Source organism: Nocardioides sp. IC4_145 (genome assembly GCF_011250565.1).
In the GTDB taxonomy this organism is placed as follows: Bacteria; Actinomycetota; Actinomycetes; order Propionibacteriales; family Nocardioidaceae; genus Nocardioides.
In genome coordinates this window covers 163,922-182,313 of record NZ_JAANMS010000002.1, presented here as the reverse complement: position 1 = coordinate 182,313, position 18,392 = coordinate 163,922, and the positions used below count along the sequence as shown (strand labels likewise).

Annotated in this window: 20 protein-coding genes; 10 read left to right on the top strand and 10 right to left on the bottom strand. The window is 73.7% G+C overall.

Features of this window, described 5'->3' with window-relative positions; all coding sequences use genetic code 11:
• Positions 1-101 precede the first annotated feature (101 nt).
• Positions 102-1,391, top strand: coding sequence for an ArgE/DapE family deacylase (locus G6553_RS02135; RefSeq protein ID WP_166188735.1), 1,290 nt, complete (start codon positions 102-104; stop codon positions 1,389-1,391).
• Here the strand turns inward: G6553_RS02135 and G6553_RS02130 are convergent.
• The 3 genes from G6553_RS02130 to pdhA are packed head-to-tail and all read right to left on the bottom strand — an operon-like array spanning position 1,388 to position 4,961.
• Complete coding sequence (locus G6553_RS02130) at positions 1,388-2,818, bottom strand: dihydrolipoamide acetyltransferase family protein (RefSeq protein WP_166188733.1); 1,431 nt, start codon at positions 2,816-2,818, stop codon at positions 1,388-1,390. The genes G6553_RS02135 and G6553_RS02130 overlap by 4 nt on opposite strands.
• 9 nt (positions 2,819-2,827) lie before the next feature.
• Positions 2,828-3,832 carry an alpha-ketoacid dehydrogenase subunit beta gene (locus tag G6553_RS02125; protein ID WP_166188731.1) on the bottom strand — a complete coding sequence of 335 codons (1,005 nt, stop codon included), beginning with the start codon at positions 3,830-3,832 and terminating at the stop codon, positions 2,828-2,830.
• 1 nt (position 3,833) lies between these two features.
• Positions 3,834-4,961, bottom strand: coding sequence for a pyruvate dehydrogenase (acetyl-transferring) E1 component subunit alpha (gene pdhA, locus G6553_RS02120; protein WP_166188839.1), 1,128 nt, complete (start codon positions 4,959-4,961; stop codon positions 3,834-3,836).
• Positions 4,962-5,191: 230 nt separating this feature from the next.
• Between pdhA and G6553_RS02115 the strand changes: the two genes are divergently transcribed.
• Positions 5,192-5,665 carry an SRPBCC family protein gene (locus G6553_RS02115; protein ID WP_242679875.1) on the top strand — a complete coding sequence of 158 codons (474 nt, stop codon included), beginning with the start codon at positions 5,192-5,194 and terminating at the stop codon, positions 5,663-5,665.
• 29 nt (positions 5,666-5,694) lie between these two features.
• On the opposite strand, the gene G6553_RS02110 is transcribed toward G6553_RS02115, so the two are convergent.
• The 6 genes from G6553_RS02110 to G6553_RS21980 form a co-directional block, all read right to left on the bottom strand.
• Entirely contained in the window at positions 5,695-6,210 is a 516-nt protein-coding gene (locus G6553_RS02110) for a DUF1360 domain-containing protein (RefSeq protein WP_166188730.1), read from the bottom strand.
• Between the two features lie 76 nt (positions 6,211-6,286).
• Positions 6,287-7,216: a cation diffusion facilitator family transporter gene (locus tag G6553_RS02105; protein ID WP_166188728.1), complete on the bottom strand. Its 930-nt coding sequence runs from the start codon at positions 7,214-7,216 to the stop codon at positions 6,287-6,289.
• A 16-nt stretch (positions 7,217-7,232) separates the two neighbouring features.
• Positions 7,233-8,255 (bottom strand): glutathione S-transferase C-terminal domain-containing protein, encoded by a 1,023-nt coding sequence (locus G6553_RS02100; RefSeq protein WP_166188726.1) that lies wholly within the window; start codon positions 8,253-8,255, stop codon positions 7,233-7,235.
• 74 nt (positions 8,256-8,329) lie between these two features.
• Positions 8,330-10,015 carry a ribonuclease J gene (locus G6553_RS02095; protein WP_347565446.1) on the bottom strand — a complete coding sequence of 562 codons (1,686 nt, stop codon included), beginning with the start codon at positions 10,013-10,015 and terminating at the stop codon, positions 8,330-8,332.
• Between the two features lie 78 nt (positions 10,016-10,093).
• Positions 10,094-11,164 (bottom strand): histidinol-phosphate transaminase, encoded by a 1,071-nt coding sequence (hisC, locus tag G6553_RS02090; RefSeq protein ID WP_166188724.1) that lies wholly within the window; start codon positions 11,162-11,164, stop codon positions 10,094-10,096.
• Positions 11,165-11,174: 10 nt separating this feature from the next.
• Complete coding sequence (locus G6553_RS21980) at positions 11,175-11,729, bottom strand: VanZ family protein (RefSeq protein WP_166188723.1); 555 nt, start codon at positions 11,727-11,729, stop codon at positions 11,175-11,177.
• Positions 11,730-11,947: 218 nt separating this feature from the next.
• Here G6553_RS21980 and G6553_RS21545 point away from each other — a divergent pair, with 218 nt between their 5' ends.
• Complete coding sequence (locus tag G6553_RS21545) at positions 11,948-12,070, top strand: hypothetical protein (RefSeq protein WP_278249463.1); 123 nt, start codon at positions 11,948-11,950, stop codon at positions 12,068-12,070.
• 46 nt (positions 12,071-12,116) lie between these two features.
• On the opposite strand, the gene G6553_RS02080 is transcribed toward G6553_RS21545, so the two are convergent.
• Positions 12,117-13,010 carry an arginine deiminase-related protein gene (locus G6553_RS02080; protein WP_347565445.1) on the bottom strand — a complete coding sequence of 298 codons (894 nt, stop codon included), beginning with the start codon at positions 13,008-13,010 and terminating at the stop codon, positions 12,117-12,119.
• A 135-nt stretch (positions 13,011-13,145) separates the two neighbouring features.
• Between G6553_RS02080 and G6553_RS02075 the strand changes: the two genes are divergently transcribed.
• The 7 genes from G6553_RS02075 to G6553_RS02045 all read left to right on the top strand — a co-directional run bounded on the left by G6553_RS02075 (position 13,146) and on the right by G6553_RS02045 (position 18,387).
• Complete coding sequence (locus G6553_RS02075; protein WP_166188721.1) at positions 13,146-13,853, top strand: GntR family transcriptional regulator; 708 nt, start codon at positions 13,146-13,148, stop codon at positions 13,851-13,853.
• A gap of 5 nt (positions 13,854-13,858) precedes the next feature.
• Entirely contained in the window at positions 13,859-14,251 is a 393-nt protein-coding gene (locus G6553_RS02070) for a phage holin family protein (protein ID WP_166188720.1), read from the top strand.
• On the top strand, positions 14,248-14,757 hold the full coding sequence (locus G6553_RS02065) for a low molecular weight protein-tyrosine-phosphatase (protein WP_166188718.1): 510 nt from the start codon (positions 14,248-14,250) through the stop codon (positions 14,755-14,757). Before G6553_RS02070 ends, G6553_RS02065 begins: the two co-directional genes overlap by 4 nt.
• Before the next feature lies 1 nt (position 14,758).
• Positions 14,759-15,631, top strand: a complete 873-nt coding sequence (locus tag G6553_RS02060) for a fructosamine kinase family protein (protein WP_166188716.1) — start codon at positions 14,759-14,761, stop codon at positions 15,629-15,631.
• A gap of 85 nt (positions 15,632-15,716) precedes the next feature.
• Positions 15,717-16,415 carry a response regulator transcription factor gene (locus G6553_RS02055; RefSeq protein ID WP_166188714.1) on the top strand — a complete coding sequence of 233 codons (699 nt, stop codon included), beginning with the start codon at positions 15,717-15,719 and terminating at the stop codon, positions 16,413-16,415.
• Entirely contained in the window at positions 16,412-17,839 is a 1,428-nt protein-coding gene (locus tag G6553_RS02050; RefSeq protein ID WP_166188712.1) for a HAMP domain-containing sensor histidine kinase, read from the top strand. The genes G6553_RS02055 and G6553_RS02050 overlap by 4 nt, the downstream gene beginning before the upstream one ends.
• Complete coding sequence (locus G6553_RS02045; protein WP_166188710.1) at positions 17,836-18,387, top strand: DUF3558 family protein; 552 nt, start codon at positions 17,836-17,838, stop codon at positions 18,385-18,387. Before G6553_RS02050 ends, G6553_RS02045 begins: the two co-directional genes overlap by 4 nt.
• Positions 18,388-18,392: the final 5 nt, after the last annotated feature.

Genomic DNA, 18,392 nt, shown 5'->3' with positions numbered 1-18,392 from the left:
CGTCTACCCGCCGGCGGCCCCGTCTAGTCGGGCGCCGGAGCAGCGGTAACAAGCGGGTAAATCGGCGGCGCGACGGCGGCCCGCCTCCCTAGCGTCTGCTCATGACCCACCGCGACCTCTCCGACACGGAGCTGCGCGCCCTCGCCTTCGTCGACGAGCGCGAGCTGGCCCGTGACCTCCTCGACCTCGTCGCCGTGCCGAGCGTCGTCGGCTCCGACGCCGAGTGCGACGTCCAGCACCTGCTCGCCAAGCAGCTGCGCGAGCTCGACCTGGACGTCGACCTGTGGCAGCTGGACCTGCCCGCCCTCACCGCCGACCCGGACTTCCCCGGCATGGAGGTGCCGCGCGTCGAGGCCTGGGGCCTGGTCGCAGGCAGCGGCCCGGTCGCGGGCGGCGAGGGCCCCGAGCCGGAGCTCGTCCTCCAGGGCCACGTCGACGTCGTCCCCGAGGGCGACCCGGCGCAGTGGCGCACCGCGCCGTTCCACCCGTACGTCGACGCGGCCGGCAACCTCCACGGCCGCGGCGCCTGCGACATGAAGGCGGGCGTCGTCGCCAACCTGGCCGCGGTCCGCGCGATCCGCGCCGCCGGCATCGAGCTCACCAAGCCCTACGCCCTCCACCTCGTCGTCGGCGAGGAGGACGGCGGCCTCGGCGCGTTCGCGACCCTCGCCCGCGGCCACCGCGCGAAGGCGTGCGTCATCACCGAGCCGACCAGCGGCACGATCACCACCGCCAACGCCGGCGCGCTCACCTTCGAGCTGCGCGTGCCGGGCGCGGCGACGCACGGCAGCACGGCGTACGTCGGCCGCAGCGCGATCGACGCCTACCTCCCGCTCCACGCCGCGCTCGCCGACCTCGAGCGGCGCCGCAACGCCGACGTGCACCCGCTGATGGCGGAGTACCCGGTCGCCTACCCCATCTCCGTCGGCACGCTCCGCGCCGGCGACTGGGCCAGCACCGTGCCCGACCTGCTGGTCGCCGAGGGCCGGCTCGGCGTCGCTCTCGGCGAGGACGCCGCCGACGCCCGCGCCGCGCTCGAGGAGGCGGTCGCCGATGCCGCCGCCCGCGACCCGTGGCTGCGCGACCACCCGCCGACCGTGGCGTGGACCGGCGGGCAGTTCGGCGCCGGGCAGTACGCCGGGGACGCCGGCGCCCTGCACGACCTGGTCGCGGCCGCGCACGTCGACGTCACCGGCGGGCCCCGGCCGCGCGAGCGGGGCGCGCCGTACGGCTCCGACCTCCGGCTGTATGCCGCCGCCGGCACCCCCACGCTGCACTACGGCCCCGGCGACGTCCGGCTCGCGCACAGCCCGCACGAGGCCGTCCCGGTCTCCGAGCTGACCGCCGTCACCGAGACGCTCGTGCTGGCCCTGCTCCGCGCCTGCGGCTAGAAGAGCAGCGCCGAGGCCGGGTCGCGGAGGATCGAGGCGACGTCGGCGAGGAACCGCGAGCCCTTCTCCCCGTCGATGTGGCGGTGGTCGAAGGACAGCGCCAACGTCGTCACGTCGCGGGCGACGATCTCGCCGGTGACCTCGTCGACCCAGGGCCGCTTGGAGATCGCGCCGACGCACAGGATCGCCGACTCACCCGGGTTGATGATCGGCGTGCCCGCGTCGACGCCGAAGACGCCGACGTTGGTGATCGTGAACGTCCCGCCGCTCATCTCCGCCGGCTGCGTCCGGCCCTCGCGCGCGGTCGCGGTGAGCTGGCCCAGCGCCTCGGCCAGCTCGCGCAGGGTGAGGTCCTGGGCGTCCTTGACGTTCGGCACGACCAGCCCGCGCGGGGTGGCCGCGGCGATGCCGAGGTTGACGTAGTGCTTGAGCACCACCTCGCCCGCCGCCTCGTCCCACAGGGAGTTGATCTCCGGCGTGCGCCGCATCGCCAGCAGCACCGCGCGGACGATGACCAGCAGCGGGGACACCTTCACGTCGCGCAGCTCGCGGTGGTCCCTGAGCCGCTCGACCAGCTCGGTCGTGCGGGTGACGTCGAGCGTCACCCACTCCGTGACGTGCGGGATCGTGAACGCCGACTCCACCATCGCCGCGCCCATCATCTTGCGCACGCCCTTGATGGGTTCGCGGGTCTCGCGGGTGCCGGCAGGTCGCGCGGCAGGTCTCGAGACAGGCGCCAGCGCGCCTTCCTCGACCGGCCGGTGCTCGGACAGCCGGCCCTGGGCGAGGACGTCGTCGCGGGTGACGGTGCCGTACGGGCCGGAGGCGGTGCAGGAGGCCAGGTCGACGCCGAGCTCCTTGGCCAGCTTGCGGACCGGCGGCTTGGCGAGCACCCGCTCGTCGGCCGGGAGGGGAGGGGCGGGCGTGGCCGGGACGGCCGGCTCGTCGGCCTCGACGACCGGGTCGGACTGGGCGCCGCCGGGGGCGAACGCACCCTGGACCTGCATCTGCGTCGCCGCGGCGGACTCGGTCGACGGCGAGGCCGACCCCTTGCGCGGGCGGCGCATCGGGCCGCGGTCGGCCTTCATCCGACCGACGAGGCTCTCCCCCTCGCCGCTGCCGCTGGCCGCGGGGTTGGAGAGGTCGATGACCATGTCGCCGGGGCCGGTGCCCGCGTCGGGCAGCGGCTCGGAGGGGTCACCGATGACGATGATCGGCGTGCCGACCGGCACGGTCTCGCCCTCGGGGACGAGCAGGCCGGTGACGGTGCCGGCGTACGGCGACGGCAGCTCGACCAGGGACTTGGCGGTCTCGATCTCGACGACCACGTCGTTGACGTCGATGACGTCGCCGACCTTGACCTTCCAGGAGACGATCTCGGCCTCGGTCAGGCCCTCGCCGACGTCGGGCAGGAGGTACTCGGGCATGCGTCCTCCTCAGATCGCGAGCGAGCGGTCGACGGCGTCGAGGACGCGGTCGAGGTCGGGCAGGAAGTCCTCCTCGATGCGCGAGGGCGGGTACGGCGTGTCGAACCCGCCGACCCGCAGCACCGGCGCCTCGAGGGAGTAGAAGCACTCCTCGGCGATCCGGGCGGCGAGCTCCGCGCCCATGCCGAGGTTGACGTGCGCCTCGTGGCAGACGACGGCGCGGCCGGTGCGGCGCACCGACTCGTAGACCGGCCCCATGTCCAGCGGCGAGAGCGTGCGCAGGTCGATGACCTCGAGCGAGCGGCCCTCGTTGGAGGCGGCCTCGGCCGCCTTGAGCGCGGTCTTGACCGTCGGCCCGTAGGCCAGCACCGTCACGTCGGTGCCGCGGCGGACGACCCGGGAGCTGAAGAGCGGCTCGGGGGTGGCGTCGACGTCGAGGTCGGCCTTGTCGGCGTGGTACTGCCGCTTGGGCTCGAGGAAGATCACGGGGTCGTCGCAGGCGATGGCCTGCTGGAGCATCCAGTAGCCGTCGACGGGGTTCGAGCAGGCCACCACCTTGAGGCCCGGGGTGTGCGCGAACTGCGCCTCGGGCGACTCGCTGTGGTGCTCGACCGCGCCGATGCCGCCGCCGAACGGGATCCGGATGACCATCGGCATCTTCGAGCGGCCCTGGCTGCGGAAGTGCATCTTCGCGACCTGGCAGACGATCTGGTCGTAGGCGGGGTAGACGAACCCGTCGAACTGGATCTCCACCACGGGCCGGTAGCCGCGCAGCGCCAGACCGACGGCGGTGCCGACGATGCCGGACTCCGCGAGCGGGGAGTCGATGACGCGGTCCTCGCCGAAGTCCTTCTGCAGCCCGTCGGTGATCCGGAAGACGCCGCCGAGCTTGCCGACGTCCTCGCCCATGACCAGGACCTTGTCGTCGTGCTCCATCGCGGCGCGCAGGCTCATGTTGAGGGCCTTGGCGAGGGTGACCTTCTGGCCGCCCTGGGTGCTGGTCGCTGCGCTCATCTCAGGCCTCCTCGAACTGGGCGAGGTACGCCGCGAACCCGTCGCGCTGGGCGGCGAGCTCGTCGGTCAGCTCCGCGTAGACGTGGTCGAACATGCTCAACGGCCGCGGGTCCGGCATCGCCTTGCAGCCCTCGCGCAGCGTCGCGCCGAGCTGGTCGGCCTCGTCCTTGATGTCGCCGAAGAACGAGCCCTCCGCGAGGCCGTTGCGCTTGAGGTAGACCTCCAGCCGCGCGATCGGGTCCTTGAGCTTCCAGTGCTCCACGTCGTCGGAGAGCCGGTAGCGGGTCGGGTCGTCGGTCGTGGTGTGCGCGCCCATCCGATAGGTGTAGGCCTCCACGAACGTCGGGCCCTGGCCGTCGCGCGCACGCTGCAGCGCCGCCTGCGTCACGGCGTACGTCGCGAGCACGTCGTTGCCGTCGACCCGCACGCCGGGGAAGCCGAACCCGAGCGCGCGCTGGTAGAGCGGGATCCGCGTCTGCCGCTCGATCGGCTCGGAGATGGCCCACTGGTTGTTCTGGCAGAAGAAGACGACCGGCGCGTTGTACGACGCCGCGAAGATGAACGCTTCGTTGACGTCGCCCTGGCTGCTGGCGCCGTCGCCGAAGTGCGCGACGACCGCGGCGTCCCGGTCGGGGTCGCCGGTGCCGACGACGCCGTCGCGCTGCATGCCCATCGCGTAGCCGGTCGCGTGGAGCGTCTGCGCGCCGATGACGATCGTGTAGAGCCCGAAGTGGAACTCCTCGGGGTCCCACGAGCCCTGGTCGACACCGCGGAAGAGGCCGAGCAGCCGGAGGGGGTCGAGCCCGCGGCACCACGCGACGCCGTGCTCGCGGTAGGTCGGGAAGACGTGGTCCTGCGGGCGCAGCGCGCGGCCGGCGCCGACCTGCGCGGCCTCCTGGCCGAGCAGCTGGGCCCAGATGCCGAGCTCGCCGTGGCGCTGCAGGGCGGTGGCCTCGGTGTCGATCCGCCGGGTCAGCACCATGTCGCGGTAGAAGCCGCGCAGCTGCTCGGCGGAGAAGTCGAGGTCGAACTGTGCAAATTCAGGGGGGAGGTTGTGGACGCGCTCGCCCTCGGGCGTCAGCAGCTGGACGAGCTCGGGCCCGCCGTCCTGCTGGGAGGGGCCGAACACCTCCGCGAGGTCGGGGCCGAATCCGGACGTCTGGCTCACGGGCGCACTCCTTCGTGGTCACCGGCCTCCGGGGTCTCCGGTCGCCGGGCGGTGGGTCCCCGGACGCTCGGGCGCGGGGGTGGTGCGCCTTGTGACCGGGACCACATGCGTGGTGGGACCGAAGGTACCGGGGGCGGCCGCCGCCGCGCCAACCCGGTCGCCCTGCTGGCGCTCCCGGCTACGTTCGGGCCATGAGCACCGATGCCGACACCGACATGCGCGTCTCCGCCACCGAGCTCATCGCCGCCCCACCCGAGGCGGTCTTCGCGATCCTGGTCGACCCGCGACAGCACCCGCGGATCGACGGCTCAGGCACGGTGCGCGACTCGATCTCCGGCCCGGAGCGGCTCGGGCTCGGCTCGACGTTCGGGATGAGCATGAAGATGGGTGCGCCGTACCGCATCCGCAACAAGGTCGTGGAGTTCGAGGAGGGCCGGCTGATCGCCTGGAAGCACCTCGGCCCGCACCGCTGGCGCTACGAGCTCGAGCCGGTCGACCTCGCCGGCACCCCGGGCACCCGCGTCACCGAGACCTGGGACGCGACGTACTACCCCGGCCTCGGCCAGACCGTGCTCCGCCGGCTCGGGGTCCCGGAGAAGAACCGCCGCGGCATCGAGGGCACCCTGCCCAAGCTCAAGGCGGCCGCCGAGGCCGACGCCGGCTGACCCGCCGGCGTGCGCCGGCTGGGCCCGGCTCAGTCGCCGCGCAGCCGCGCGTAGACGTGCTGGAGCGAGTCGGAGAGGGCGGTGACGGCGAAGAGCGCGGCCCAGGTGCGGGCCGGGCGCGGGGCGAGGTTGAGCGCCGCGATGTAGGCGGTGCCGATCCAGACGCCGAGGCAGAACGGGCAGGTGATCAGCTTGCCGACCGTGCTGCGGATGCCACCGTCCTCCCGCGCCTTCTCGACGTGCTCCCCCGAGCCCGCGGCGCCCTCGAACTCCGTGAACGGCGCGCGCACCGGCGCGGCCACCGACGACTTCGAGACCAGCCGGGTGAACTTGTGGACCGCCAGGCCGCCCAGTGCGATGTCGGCCAGGTCGTAGCGCTCGACGAGCTGGTGGCCCGAGGCCGAGCCGGCGGCGGCGATGCCGGCAAGGACGAGGCCGTAGGTCGTCAGGCTCCCGGCGTACCCGCCGAGGGCGACCTCCCCGTCGGGGTCGTAGCCGTCGACGAGTCGGCCGACGGGGTGCGCGTGCGCGTGCGTGGAGGTCATGGGTCCCCGTTGTCCACCGTAGGCGCGTCCCAGACGCCCCCGACGGGGTGAACCGGGCCGCCCGCGGGCGCCGGCCTCAGTGCACCTCGCCGAGGTCCTCGTGCGCGCCGTGGGAGACCGGCTCGACCTGGAACGTCGCGTGGCGGACGTCGAAGTGCTCGCTCATGCAGGCGCACAGGTCGTCGAGCACCGCCCCGACGCCGCGCGCCGCGAGCGCCTCGTCGGTGACGGTCACGTGGGCCGAGAGGCTGGGGATGCCGCTGGTGATCGTCCAGGCGTGCAGGTCGTGGACGTCGACGACGCCGGGCACGTGGCCGAGGTGGTGGCGCACGTCGTCGAGGTCGAGCCCGGCCGGCGCGAACTCGAGCAGCACCACGACGCTGTCGCGCAGCAGCACCCACGACCGCGGGGCGATGAGGACGGCGATGAGCAGCGACGCGATCGGGTCGGCCCGGTCGAACCCGGTCGCCCAGGCCACCACGCCGGCGAGGAGGGCGAGCACCGAGCCGAGGGTGTCGGCGAGGACCTCGTTGGTCGCGCCGCGCATGTTGAGCGAGCCGCTGGTGGAGCCGCGCAGGACCAGCACGGCGACGAGGTTCGCGGCCAGGCCGACCGCCGCGAAGGCGACCATCGGCCCGGCCTCGAGGTGGCTGTCGCCGTCGTCGAGCAGCCGGGCGATGCCGGCGTAGGCCAGGTAGGCGCAGACCCCGAGCAGCACCAGCGCGTTCAGGAGGGCCGCCAGGATCTCGGCGCGGTGCAGCCCGAACGTCGACCGCGGGCCGCCGCCGCGCGCCGCGACGTACGACGCCCCGAGCGCGAGCAGGACGGCGGCCGCGTCGGTGGCCATGTGGCCCGCGTCGGCCAGCAGCGCGAGCGACCCGGTCAGCCAGGCCCCGACCAGCTCGACGACCAGCACGGTCGCGGTGATCGCGAGCACGACCCGCAGCCGGCGACGGTCCTCCGCCCGGCCGGCCGCGTGCGCGTGCCCGTGTCCCACGGGGCTCATCCTGCCCCGCGGGCGGTCACCAGGGGCGGATCGGCTCCCCGCCGAGCGCCTCACGGCCGTGCGGGGTCAGCCACGCGTCCGGGTCGGGCCCCTTCGGCACGATGCCGGTGGGATTGATGTCGGTGTGGACGACGTAGTAGTGCGCCTTGATCTGGTCGAAGTCGATCGTCTCGCCGAAGCCCGGCATCTGGAACAGGTCGCGGGCATAGGCCCACAGCACCGGCATCTCGCTGAGCTTGTTGCGGTTGCACTTGAAGTGGCCGTGGTAGACCGCGTCGAAGCGGGCCAGCGTCGTGAACAGCCGGACGTCGGCCTCGGTGACGGTGTCGCCCATGAGGAAGCGGCGGTCGGCGAGGCGCTCCTCGAGCCAGTCCATCGCGGTCCAGAGCCGGTCGTAGGCGTCGTCGTACGCCTCCTGGGAGCCGGCGAACCCGCAGCGGTAGACGCCGTTGTTGACCTCGGTGAAGATCCGCTTCATCACGGCCTCCATCTCGTCGCGGACGTCGTCCGGCCAGAGGTCGGGGGCACCGGGGCGGTGGTGGTCGCGCCACTCGGAGAACAGGTCATGGGTGATCCACGGGAAGTCGTTGGTCACGACCTTCCCGCTCTCGACCTCGACCACCGCGGGCACCGTGATGCCCTTGGGGTAGTCGGGGAAGCGGGTGAGGTAGGCCTCCTGGAGCCGCTCGATCCCGAGCACCGGGTCCTTGCCGTCGGGGTCGAGGTCGAAGGTCCAGCTGCGCTTGTCGTGCGTCGGGCCGGGCATGCCGAGGGAGATGACGTCCTCGAGGCCGAGCAGGCGGCGCACGATGATCGAGCGATTCGCCCACGGGCAGGCCTTGGCCGCGACGAGGCGGTAGCGGCCGGGCTCGACCGGCCACAGCTCACCCTCGACCGGGCCGTGCTCGGGTCGGCGGGGCGCGCCGTCGACGACCTTGGTGATCCGGTCCGGGATGTAGGACATGTCCCGGTCGAACGCCTTGCCCTTCTCGGTGTACGTCGGCTTGTCGTCGGCCGCGTCGTTCTCGTCAGGCGCCATTCCCCCAGCGTAGGTGAAGGCTCAACCAGCGCCGTCCCCCGCCGGGCCCGGCCCGGGCCCGGCTCGGGCCCGGGTCAGGCGTCGATGACCAGCGGGATGATCAGCGGGCTGCGCCGGAACGCGCGGTGCGCCCAGCGGCCGATCTCCCGGCTCAGCATCTGCTCGAGCTGCTGGGGGTCCCCGATCCCCTCGGCGGCGGCGCGGGCCAGGGTCTTCTCGATGACCTGCACGGCCGGGTCGAAGGCGTTCGGCTCGTGCACGAAGCCGCGGACCAGGAAGTCCGGCGGGTCGGCCAGCGTGCCGGTGTCGGCGTCGACGATCGCGAGGACCGTGACGACGCCCTCCTCGGCCAGCGTGCGGCGGTCCTTCAGCGTCGCCTCGGTGGCGCCGCCGACCGTCTGCGCGTCGACGTACACGTTGCCGGCGCGGACCTTGCCGACGATCTTCGCGTGGCCGTCGACGAGGTCGACGACCACGCCGTCCTCGGCGATGACCACGTGGTCCTCCGGCACGCCGGTGGCGACCGCGAGGTCGGCGTTGGCCTTGAGGTGGCGCCACTCGCCGTGGACCGGCATGACGTTGCGGGGCTTGACGATGTTGTAGCAGTAGACGAGCTCGCCGGCGCTGGCGTGGCCGGAGACGTGCACCTTGGCGTTGCCCTTGTGCACGACCTGGGCGCCCCAGCGGCTGAGGTTGTTGATGAGGCCGGAGATGGCGTTCTCGTTGCCGGGCACCGCGGAGCTGGCCATGAGGATCGTGTCGCCCTCGCCGACCCGGATCTTGTGGTCGCGGTTGGCCATCCGCGCCAGCGCCGCCATCGGCTCGCCCTGGGAGCCGGTGCACACCAGCGTGGCCTTGTGGGCCGGCAGCTTCTCGAGCTGGTCGAGCGGCACGATGAGGCCCTTGGGGACCTTGAGGTAGCCCAGCTCCTGGGCGACGCCCATGTTGCGGACCATCGAGCGGCCGACGAACGCGACCTTGCGGCCGTGCGCGTGGGAGGTGTCGAGCACCTGCTGGATGCGGTGCACGTGGCTGGCGAAGCTCGAGACGATGATCCGGCGCGGCGCGGTGCGGAAGACCTGCTCGATGGCCGGCGCGAGGTCGCGCTCGGACATCGTGAAGCCCGGCACCTCGGCGTTGGTGGAGTCGGTGAGGAAGAGGTCGACGCCCTCCTCGCCGAGCCGCGCGAAGCCGCGCAGGTCGGTGATCCGCCGGTCCAGCGGGAACTGGTCCATCTTGAAGTCGCCGGTGTGCAGCACCGTGCCGGCGCTGGTGCGGATGCCGACCGCGAGCCCGTCCGGGATCGAGTGGTTGACCGCGAGGAACTCGAGGTCGAAGGGGCCGTAGGGCTTCCGGTCGCCCTCGGCCACCTCGTGCAGCTTCGGCACGATCCGGTGCTCCTTGAGCTTCTCCCGGATGAGCGCCAGAGTCAGCCGCGAGCCGATGACGGGGATGTCCGCGCGCTCGCGCAGGAGGTACGGCACGCCGCCGATGTGGTCCTCGTGGCCGTGGGTCAGCACCAGGCCGACGACCGAGTCGAGCCGGTCCCGGATCCAGCTGAAGTCCGGGAGGATCACGTCGATGCCGGGCTGGTGCTCCTCGGGGAAGAGCACGCCGCAGTCGACGATCAGCAGCTTGCCGTGGTGCTCGAAGACGGTCATGTTGCGACCGATCTCGCCCAGCCCGCCGAGGCCGACGACGCGGAGGCCGTTCTTGGGCAGGCGGGGCGGCTTCTGCAGCTCGGGGTGCGGGTGGCTCACGAGGTGGTTCCGTTCGGGTTGCGGTGTCGCACGTCGGGACCGACGCGTGGGGCGGGTCCCATGGTGGGCCCCATGGTGTCAGTGCGGGAACGTGGTCGCGAGATCGAGGAGCCGGTCGTTGGCCTCGGGCTCGCCGATCGACACCCGCGCACCCTCCCCCGCGAAGGGGCGGACGACGATGCCGAGCTCGTCCGCGGCCAGCGCGAAGTCGGCCGTACGCGCGCCCAGCCCGAACCAGACGAAGTTGCCCTGCGCCTCCGGCACCGCCCACCCGCGCTCCCGCAGGCCGTCGACCACGCGGGTCCGCTCGGCGACCAGCGCCTCCACCCGCTCGAGCAGCTCCTCGCGGCGTTCCAGGCTCGCGATCGCAGCGGCCTGCGCCACCGTCGAGACCCCGAACGGCAGGGACACCGCCCGCAGCGCGGCGGCGATCGGCGCCGGCCCCACGGCGTACCCCACGCGGAAGCCGGCGAGCCCGTAGGCCTTGGAGAAGGTGCGGGAGAGGACGACGTTGGCGTGGCGGCGGTACGTCGCGATGCCGTCGACCGGGTCGGCCATCCGCACGAACTCCACGTAGGCCTCGTCCACGACGACCAGCACGTGCTCCGGCACCTTCGCGAGGAACGCGTCGACCTCGGCCTGGGTCACCGCCGGCCCGGTCGGGTTGTTCGGCGTGCAGACCAGCACGATCCTGGTGCGGTCCGTCACCGCGGCCGCCATCGCATCGAGGTCGTGGCGGCCGTCGGGTAGCACCGGCACCCGCACGCTGGTCGCGCCGGCCGCCGTCACCGCGATCGGGTAGGCCTCGAAGGAGCGCCACGCGAAGACGACCTCGTCGCCGGGGTCGCAGAAGGCCTGCACCAGCTGGTAGATCAGCCCCACCGACCCCGTCGCCACCGACAGGTGGTCGGCCGGCACGTCGAAGGTCTCCGCGAGCTTGGCGTAGAGGGAGGCCGAGCCCATGTCGGGGTAGCGGTTCATCTGGCCGACCGCGTCCTGCACGGCCTCGACGACGCCCGGCAGCGGCGGGTAGGGGTTCTCGTTGCTGGAGAGCTTGTAGGACACCATCCCCGGCCGCACCGTCGGCGGCTTCCCGGCGACGTACGGCGGGATGTCGGCGACGTTCGGGCGGGGCTGCGGGCTGCTCACGGGGGTCAGGCTAGGCGGACCGCCGCCAGGGCCGCAGGACGAGCGCCAGCAGGAACCCGATGCCGACGCCGATCGCCGCACCGAGCACGTTGTCGACGACGTCGGTGACGTCGCAGGCGCGGTCGAGGCGGGCCAGGACGAGCTGGGTGACCTCGATGGCGACGGAGTACGCCGCCAGGAACGCCAGCCCGATCGGCGCGGCCAGGAACGCGCCGCGCGTGCGCCGGGCCGCGGCGAGCACCAGCAGCGCACCCGAGGGCACGAACACCACCGTGTTGAGCAGCCGCTGGCCGCCGGAGAAGATCCAGAACCCATCGGGCGCCGGGCCGCCGATGTCCCAGGAGCAGGTCTCCATCCGCCCCTCGGCGGGGACGATCCCGGGCGCGCCGTTGGCGGGGATGAGCGTGATGAAGCCGATGATGGTCAGCGACCACAGGAACGCCGCGACCGAGCCCGACGTGAACGACCCGAGCCGCCCGCGCAGCGCCAGGTGGAGCAGCAGGCAGGCGCCCGCGGACAGCAGGATGCCCAGGAGCATCACGCCCACGCCGCCGACCGGGAACACGTGCGGGACGTTAGCCGGACGACCCGAGGCCCGTCGTCGACGGACGGGCGCAACGGCCCCGCCGAGGACGCCGACCTGCGACGATGCGGCCCCGGACGGGGGTTGTTCCCGTTCGACGACGACCAGCGACCGTCCAGCGGGGTGGTCCGGCGCCGCCGAACGGACGATCCTCGCGTGAACCGCCACGCCCGGATCCGGTCAGCGCCTACGGTTGCTCCGTGCTTGTCGCCCGCAACCTCGGCCTCGGCCTGCTGCTCACCAGCCTCGCCGTGCTGGCCGTCGGCCACGCGCCGCAGGCGGAGCTGACCACCACGAGCTGCGCGACCCCCACCTGCCGCTGACCCGCCGCCTTCGACGCGCCGCGCCTTCCTCGCCCGACCGAGGTCCTCAGCTGGTGGGGAGGAGCACCTCGCCGCCGGGGACGACGGCCAGGTCGCGGCCGAGGGTGAGGTCGACGGGGTTGGTGAGGCAGCGGATCGAGCCGCCGCCCTTGTGGAACTCCGAGACGTCGACGAGCAGCACCTCGAAGCCCCACTCCTCGAGCTGCGCGCGCACCCGAGGCGGGCAGGCCGGCATGACGACCGTGCGGCCGACGACGACCGAGTTGGCGCAGAACGTCGTGAGCGCCTCGTCCTCGGTCACCACGAGCGGTTCGGGCACCAGGTCGAGCAGCGCCGCCGCGGAGGCCTCGTCGAGGGCGGCCGGGCAGACCAGGGCACGGCGGTCGTCGAGCGGGCAGAAGGCCAGGTCGAGGTGGTACATCCCCGGGTGGGTGATCCGCAGGCCACGCACCCGCACGCCCAGCTCCGTCGCGAGGTGCTTGAGCGCGAGCTCCTCGGTGCGCGGCCCGTGGCCGACGACCAGGTCGCCGCGGAAGGCGAACGCGTCGCCCGCCTCGAGGTGCGCGCCGACGCCGTCGCGACCGACGTACGACGTCGTGGCCCCGCTCGCCGCGAACCACGGCGCCGCGGTGAGCGTCTCCATCCGCCGCTCGGCGTACCGCATGTGCGACAGCACGACGTGGCGCGAGCCGTCCGCACGGACCAGGCCGAGGCCGAGGTTCATCGCGTAGACCATGTCCGGCGCGTCCGGGCGCTGCGGCAGCACGTCGACGGTCGCGCCCAGCCGCTCGAGCACCGCGACCATCTCCCGCCACTGCGCCATCGCCCGTTCGGGGTCCGGCTGGACGGCGGGATCCATGAACGGGTTGATGACGTAGTCGACGCGGAAGTGCGTCGGCTCCACCGCGACGTAGTGACGACCCCACTGCAGCTGCTCCACCCGAGCACCTCCCCGTTCGTTCCGGCCCGGTCCGGGGCCATCAATGATTGTCAGACAACCTGACAAGACCGAGCCGAGTGTGGGGCACCACCGCTCCTGAGCACAAGTCGCCGCGCATGGGGGAGGATGGGACGCATGTCCGAGCCGTTCGGCACGCTGAGCCTCGACCACTCCTCGACCGTCGACCGGGTCGCCCAGGAGCTGCGCCGCGCGGTCTTCGAGGGCGAGCTGGAGAGCGGCACGGCCCTGCGCGAGGTGGCGCTGGCCTCGTCGCTCGGCGTCTCCCGACCTACCGTGCGCGAGGCGCTCACGCTGCTGGTCGCCGAGGGCCTAGCCACCCGCGAGCCCCATCGCGGCGTGAGCGTGACGAGCCCGGACCCCGACTCGGTCCGCGACGTGTGCCGGGCCCGGGCGGTCCTCGAGGGAGCGGGCGTACGCCGCTGGGCCGAGGCCGACGAGGCGCTGCGGGACCGCGTGCGGACGACGCTCGTGGCCTACACGACCGCGATGGCGGACGGCGCGTCGTACCAGCTGCTGAACGAGCGCCACCTCGCCTTCCACGTCTCCCTCGTCGGCCTCACCGGCTCCCCGCGGCTGGTGCACATGGCCGAGCAGCTGGTCACCGAGCTCAAGCTGGCCCTGGCGCAGGTCGACCGGATCCGTCGCAACGCCCACGACCAGGCCGACTCCCACCAGGCGCTGCTCGACCTCCTCGAGGCCGGCGACCTCCCCGGCGCGTCGGCCTTCCTCGACCGGCACCTCGCCGACGCGGAGGGGGCGATCATCGAGGCGCTGGGCCTGGAGGACGCGCCGGGGCCTGAGGACACCCGCCTGGGAGACTGAGCCGCGTGCGCTTCCTCTCCTGGCTCCTGACCAACGCGGTCGCCCTCGCGACGGCGGCGTGGCTCGTCGACGGCGTGCGGTTCACCGGCCCCTCGAGCGGCACCGCCGAGCTCGAGCACAAGTGGCCGACGCTGCTGGTCGTGGCGTTGATCCTCGGCGTGGTCACGTCGTTCGTGAAGCCGGTGCTGACGGTCCTGTCGATCCCGTTCATCGTCGTCACGCTCGGCCTGTTCCTGCTGGTCATCAATGCCGCGATGCTCGCGCTCACCGGCTGGCTGGCCGAGCAGCTCGACCTCGGCTTCCGGGTCGACGGCTTCTGGGCGGCGGTGCTCGGCGCCGTCGTCATCACCGTCATGACCTGGATCGTCGACCGGCTCATCGGGGACGACCGTCGATGACGACGGCCGAGACCGTGCTGCCCGCCCCGCGCACGCCCGGTCGCTACTCGGTCGCCCTGGTGTGCCTGGGCAACATCTGCCGCTCCCCCATGGCCGACGTGGTCCTCTCCGCCCGCCTCGAGGGGGCCGGCCTGGCCGGCCGGGTCCGCGTCGTCAGCTCCGGCACCGGCGGCTGGCACGTCGGCAACCCGATGGACGAGCGGGCGGCGGCCACGCTGGCCGCGGCCGGGTACGACGCGACGCGGCACCGCGCGCAGCAGTTCGCGCCGACGTGGCTGGACGAGCACGACCTCGTGCTGGCGATGGACCGCTCGAACCTCGCCGACGTCGGCGGCGCCTCCGAGCGCGTCCGGCTCTTCCGCGACCTGGACCCGGTCGCCCCGGGCAGCGAGGTACCGGACCCGTACTACGGTGGCGACGACGGCTTCGAGGAGGTGCTGGACATGGTGGAGCGGACCGCCGACGCGATCACCGCGGCCCTCCAGCGCCTGCTGGGCCGCCCCTGACATGGCCCGCCAGCCGCTGGTCGCCCGCCGCGCCGAGGAGCTCCTCGGCGCCGCGGTGGTGGCCACGGCCCCCGTCGCGGGTGGCGACACCGCAACCGCGACCAAGCTGCGGCTCAGCGACGGCACCACCGCCCTGATGAAGACGATGCCGCACGCGCCGGCCGACTTCTTCGAGACCGAGGCGCGCGGGCTGCGCTGGCTGGCGGCCGCCGAGGGAGGGGCCGCCGTCGCGGAGGTGCTGGCCGTCGACGCCGAGTGCCTCGTGGTCCGCTGGGTCGAGCCGGGCAAGCAGACCGCGGAGGCGGCCGCCGAGCTGGGCCGGGCGCTGGCCGCGACCCACGCCGCCGGCGCCGCGGCGTACGGCGCGGGCCCGGACGGCAAGCACCGCGACGGCTACATCGCCCGGCTCCCGCTGCCGAACCGGGCGGCGCCGACCTGGGCGGAGTTCTTCGCCGTCCGGCGGGTGCTGCCCTACCTCAAGCTCGCCCGCGACCGCGGCGCGGTGACCCCCGAGCAGGCGACGACGGTCGAGTCGGTCATCGGCCGGCTGCCGTCGCTGCTGCCCGAGGAGGGCCCGGCCCGGCTGCACGGCGACCTGTGGAACGGCAACGTGGTCTGGGGCGTCGACCGCGTCCACCTCGTCGACCCCGCGGCGTACGGCGGGCACCGCGAGGCGGACCTCGCGATGCTCTCGCTGTTCGGGCTGCCGCACCTGCCCAAGGTGCTCGAGGCGTACGCCGAGGCCGCCCCGCTCGCCGACGGCTGGGCCGACCGGCTCGCGCTGCACCAGCTCTTCCCGCTGCTCGTGCACGCGTGCCTCTTCGGCGGCGGGTACGGCGCGCGCGCCGCGGCCGCCGCCGCCCGCTACCGCTGACGCCGACCCGCCCACCCCAGGGGAGCCGTGGCTGCGCGGGAGTGCTTCTCAGCGGTGGCTCAGGACCGACTGGCACCATGTCGTCGTGCCAGCGTCCGCCAAGCCCCGCGCCCTCGTCGTCGACGACGACAAGGCGGTGCGGGAGTCGCTGCGGCGGTCGCTGGAGTTCAACGGGTACGACGTGCACGTCGCCGTCGACGGCGCGGAGGCGCTGGCCGCGATCGGCAGGGTCGCCCCCGACGTGGTGGTGATGGACGTGATGATGCCGCGGCTCGACGGGATCGAGGCGACCCGGGCGCTGCGCGCGGCGGGCAACGACGTACCCGTCCTCGTCCTGACCGCCCGCGACGCCGTCGGCGACCGGGTGGAGGGCCTGGACGCGGGGGCGGACGACTACCTGACCAAGCCGTTCGCGCTGGCCGAGCTGCTCGCGCGGCTGCGCGCCCTGCTGCGCCGGGTGGTGCCGGCCGAGGACGCGCCGGACGAGGTGCTGTCGTTCTCCGACCTCTCCATGGACGTGGCGACCCGCGAGGTCCGGCGCGGCGAGCGCCTGATCGAGCTGACGCGCACGGAGTTCACGCTGCTGGAGATGTTCCTGCGCCGCCCGCGCCGCGTGCTGGAGCGCTCGTTCATCCTCGAGGAGGTCTGGGGCTACGACTTCCCGACGACAGCCAACTCGCTCGAGGTGTACGTCGGGTACCTGCGCCGCAAGACCGAGGCGGAGGGCGAGCCGCGGCTGATCCACACCGTGCGCGGTGTGGGCTACGTGCTGAAGGAAGCATGAGCCGGCTGCTGCGCTCGCTCGCCGGCCGGGTCACCCTCCTCACCACCATCGCGGTCGGCCTGGCCGTGGCGTTCGTGGCGGCCGGCGCGTTCGTGACGGTGCGGGTGCAGATGCAGTCGACCCTCGACAACTCCCTGCTCGACCGCGCCCAGCAGGCGGCCCGGACCTCGGCGCTCTCCCAGCTCAGCACCCGCCTGGAGATCCCGTCGTGGATGCTCGGTGCGGGCGACATCCGGGTGGCGTTCGTCTACCCCGACGGCAAGGTGATGACCCCCGACCAGGGTCCGCGGCTCTACATCGGCGAGCCCGAGTTCGCGGTGGCGCAGCGGGAGCGTCGCTTCAGCATCCGCACCATCGCGGCCGGCGGCACCGACTACCGCGTCGTGAGCGTGCCGGTCGCCACCCCGGGCCAGGCCCTCGTCGTGGCGCAGTCGCTGGAGCCGCAGAAGCAGGTGCTGGCCCGGCTCGGGGTCGTCATGCTGCTCTTCGGGCTGCTCGGCGTGGCCGCCGCGGGAGCCGCGGGCTGGGCGGTCGCCCGCAACGGCCTGCGGCCCGTCCGGCGGTTGACCACCGACGTCGAGGCGATCGCCCGCACCGAGGACCTCACCCCGATCCGCGTCGAGGGCGACGACGAGGTCGCCCGCCTGGCCGCCGCCTTCAACGAGATGCTCACCGCCCTCGCCGCCTCCCGCGACCGGCAGCGCCAGCTCGTCGCCGACGCCGGCCACGAGCTGCGCACGCCGCTGACCTCGCTGCGCACCAACATCGAACTGCTCACCCAGGCCGACACGCAGGCCGACACCCCCGGCGCCGCGGCGCTCCCCGAGGGCGCCCGCGCCGAGCTCCTCGACGACGTCCGCGCCCAGATCGAGGAGCTGACCACCCTCATCGGCGACCTCATGGAGCTCTCCCGCGACGAGCCGGCCGCCCACCTGGTCGCCCCCGTCGACCTGGCCGAGGTCGTCGACCAGGCGCTCTCGCGCGTACGCCGCCGCGCGCCCGGCCTCGTCTTCGACACCGCCGTCGAGCCGCACGAGGTCGTGGGCGACTCGGCAGCGCTCGAGCGCGCGGTGACCAACCTGCTCGACAACGCCGCCAAGTGGAGCCCGCCCGGCGGCACGGTCACGGTCCGGCTGGTCGACGGCGTGCTGACCGTCGACGACGAGGGGCCGGGCATCGCCGAGGAGGACCGCGGCCACGTGTTCGACCGGTTCTGGCGGGCCGACGAGTCCCGCGGCATGCCCGGCTCCGGCCTGGGCCTCTCCATCGTCCGCCAGGTCGCCGACCGCCACGCGGGGCGGGTCGACGTCGCGGAGTCCCCCGCCGGTGGCGCACGGCTCGTGCTCACCCTGCCCGCCGGCGTACCGACGCCCGGCGGCCCCACCGGCCCCCCGCCCACCTGGATCCCCGGAGGCCGCCCGTGAGGCGCACGCTGCTCCTCGTACCCCTCCTGCTCCTCGCCGGCTGCTCCGGCGGAGGGGACGACGAGGGCGACCGGTCCGGCGGATCCCCGCACGGCGGCGCCAGCACGCCCGCGGCCGTCCCGTGGAACCCGTGCGACGACGTCGAGCCCGAGGAGGTCGGCGAGCTGCTCGGCTCGGCGGTCACCGAGGAGGACGGCGAGCCCGGCGCGATGCGCTGCGCCTACCTGCCGGTCGAGGAGGGCGGGCCGACGCTCGACGTCAACTACCTGTGGTTCGACGGCTCGTTCGCCGACGCCTGGGAGACGATCGGCGGCGACATCACCGGCCGGGTGAGCGACCTCGACCTGCCCACGGCCGATGCCGCCCGCACCGTCGTGCAGGTCACCGACGACGCGGTCGTGGTCACGGGCTTCGTGCAGACCGGCGGGCTGATCGAGTCGGTCAACGCGATCGTCCTCGACCCCGGGCAGCGCGACAGCCTCCTCCGCGCGACCCGTGGCCTGCTGCGGCTGCTCTCGGAGCGGGCACCGGAGCGCGCCGCCGGCTGACCGCC

Excerpts from the sequence above, each read along its gene's own strand:
- G6553_RS02135 (WP_166188735.1), top strand. The coding sequence starts at position 102 with ATGACCCACCGCGACCTCTCCGACACGGAGCTGCGCGCCCTCGCCTTC.
- G6553_RS02130 (WP_166188733.1), bottom strand. The coding sequence starts at position 2,818 with ATGCCCGAGTACCTCCTGCCCGACGTCGGCGAGGGCCTGACCGAGGCC.
- G6553_RS02125 (WP_166188731.1), bottom strand. The coding sequence starts at position 3,832 with ATGAGCGCAGCGACCAGCACCCAGGGCGGCCAGAAGGTCACCCTCGCC.
- G6553_RS02115 (WP_242679875.1), top strand. The coding sequence starts at position 5,192 with ATGAGCACCGATGCCGACACCGACATGCGCGTCTCCGCCACCGAGCTC.
- G6553_RS02110 (WP_166188730.1), bottom strand. The coding sequence starts at position 6,210 with ATGACCTCCACGCACGCGCACGCGCACCCCGTCGGCCGACTCGTCGAC.
- G6553_RS02105 (WP_166188728.1), bottom strand. The coding sequence starts at position 7,216 with ATGAGCCCCGTGGGACACGGGCACGCGCACGCGGCCGGCCGGGCGGAG.
- G6553_RS02100 (WP_166188726.1), bottom strand. The coding sequence starts at position 8,255 with ATGGCGCCTGACGAGAACGACGCGGCCGACGACAAGCCGACGTACACC.
- G6553_RS02075 (WP_166188721.1), top strand. The coding sequence starts at position 13,146 with ATGTCCGAGCCGTTCGGCACGCTGAGCCTCGACCACTCCTCGACCGTC.
- G6553_RS02065 (WP_166188718.1), top strand. The coding sequence starts at position 14,248 with ATGACGACGGCCGAGACCGTGCTGCCCGCCCCGCGCACGCCCGGTCGC.
- G6553_RS02060 (WP_166188716.1), top strand. The coding sequence starts at position 14,759 with ATGGCCCGCCAGCCGCTGGTCGCCCGCCGCGCCGAGGAGCTCCTCGGC.
- G6553_RS02050 (WP_166188712.1), top strand. The coding sequence starts at position 16,412 with ATGAGCCGGCTGCTGCGCTCGCTCGCCGGCCGGGTCACCCTCCTCACC.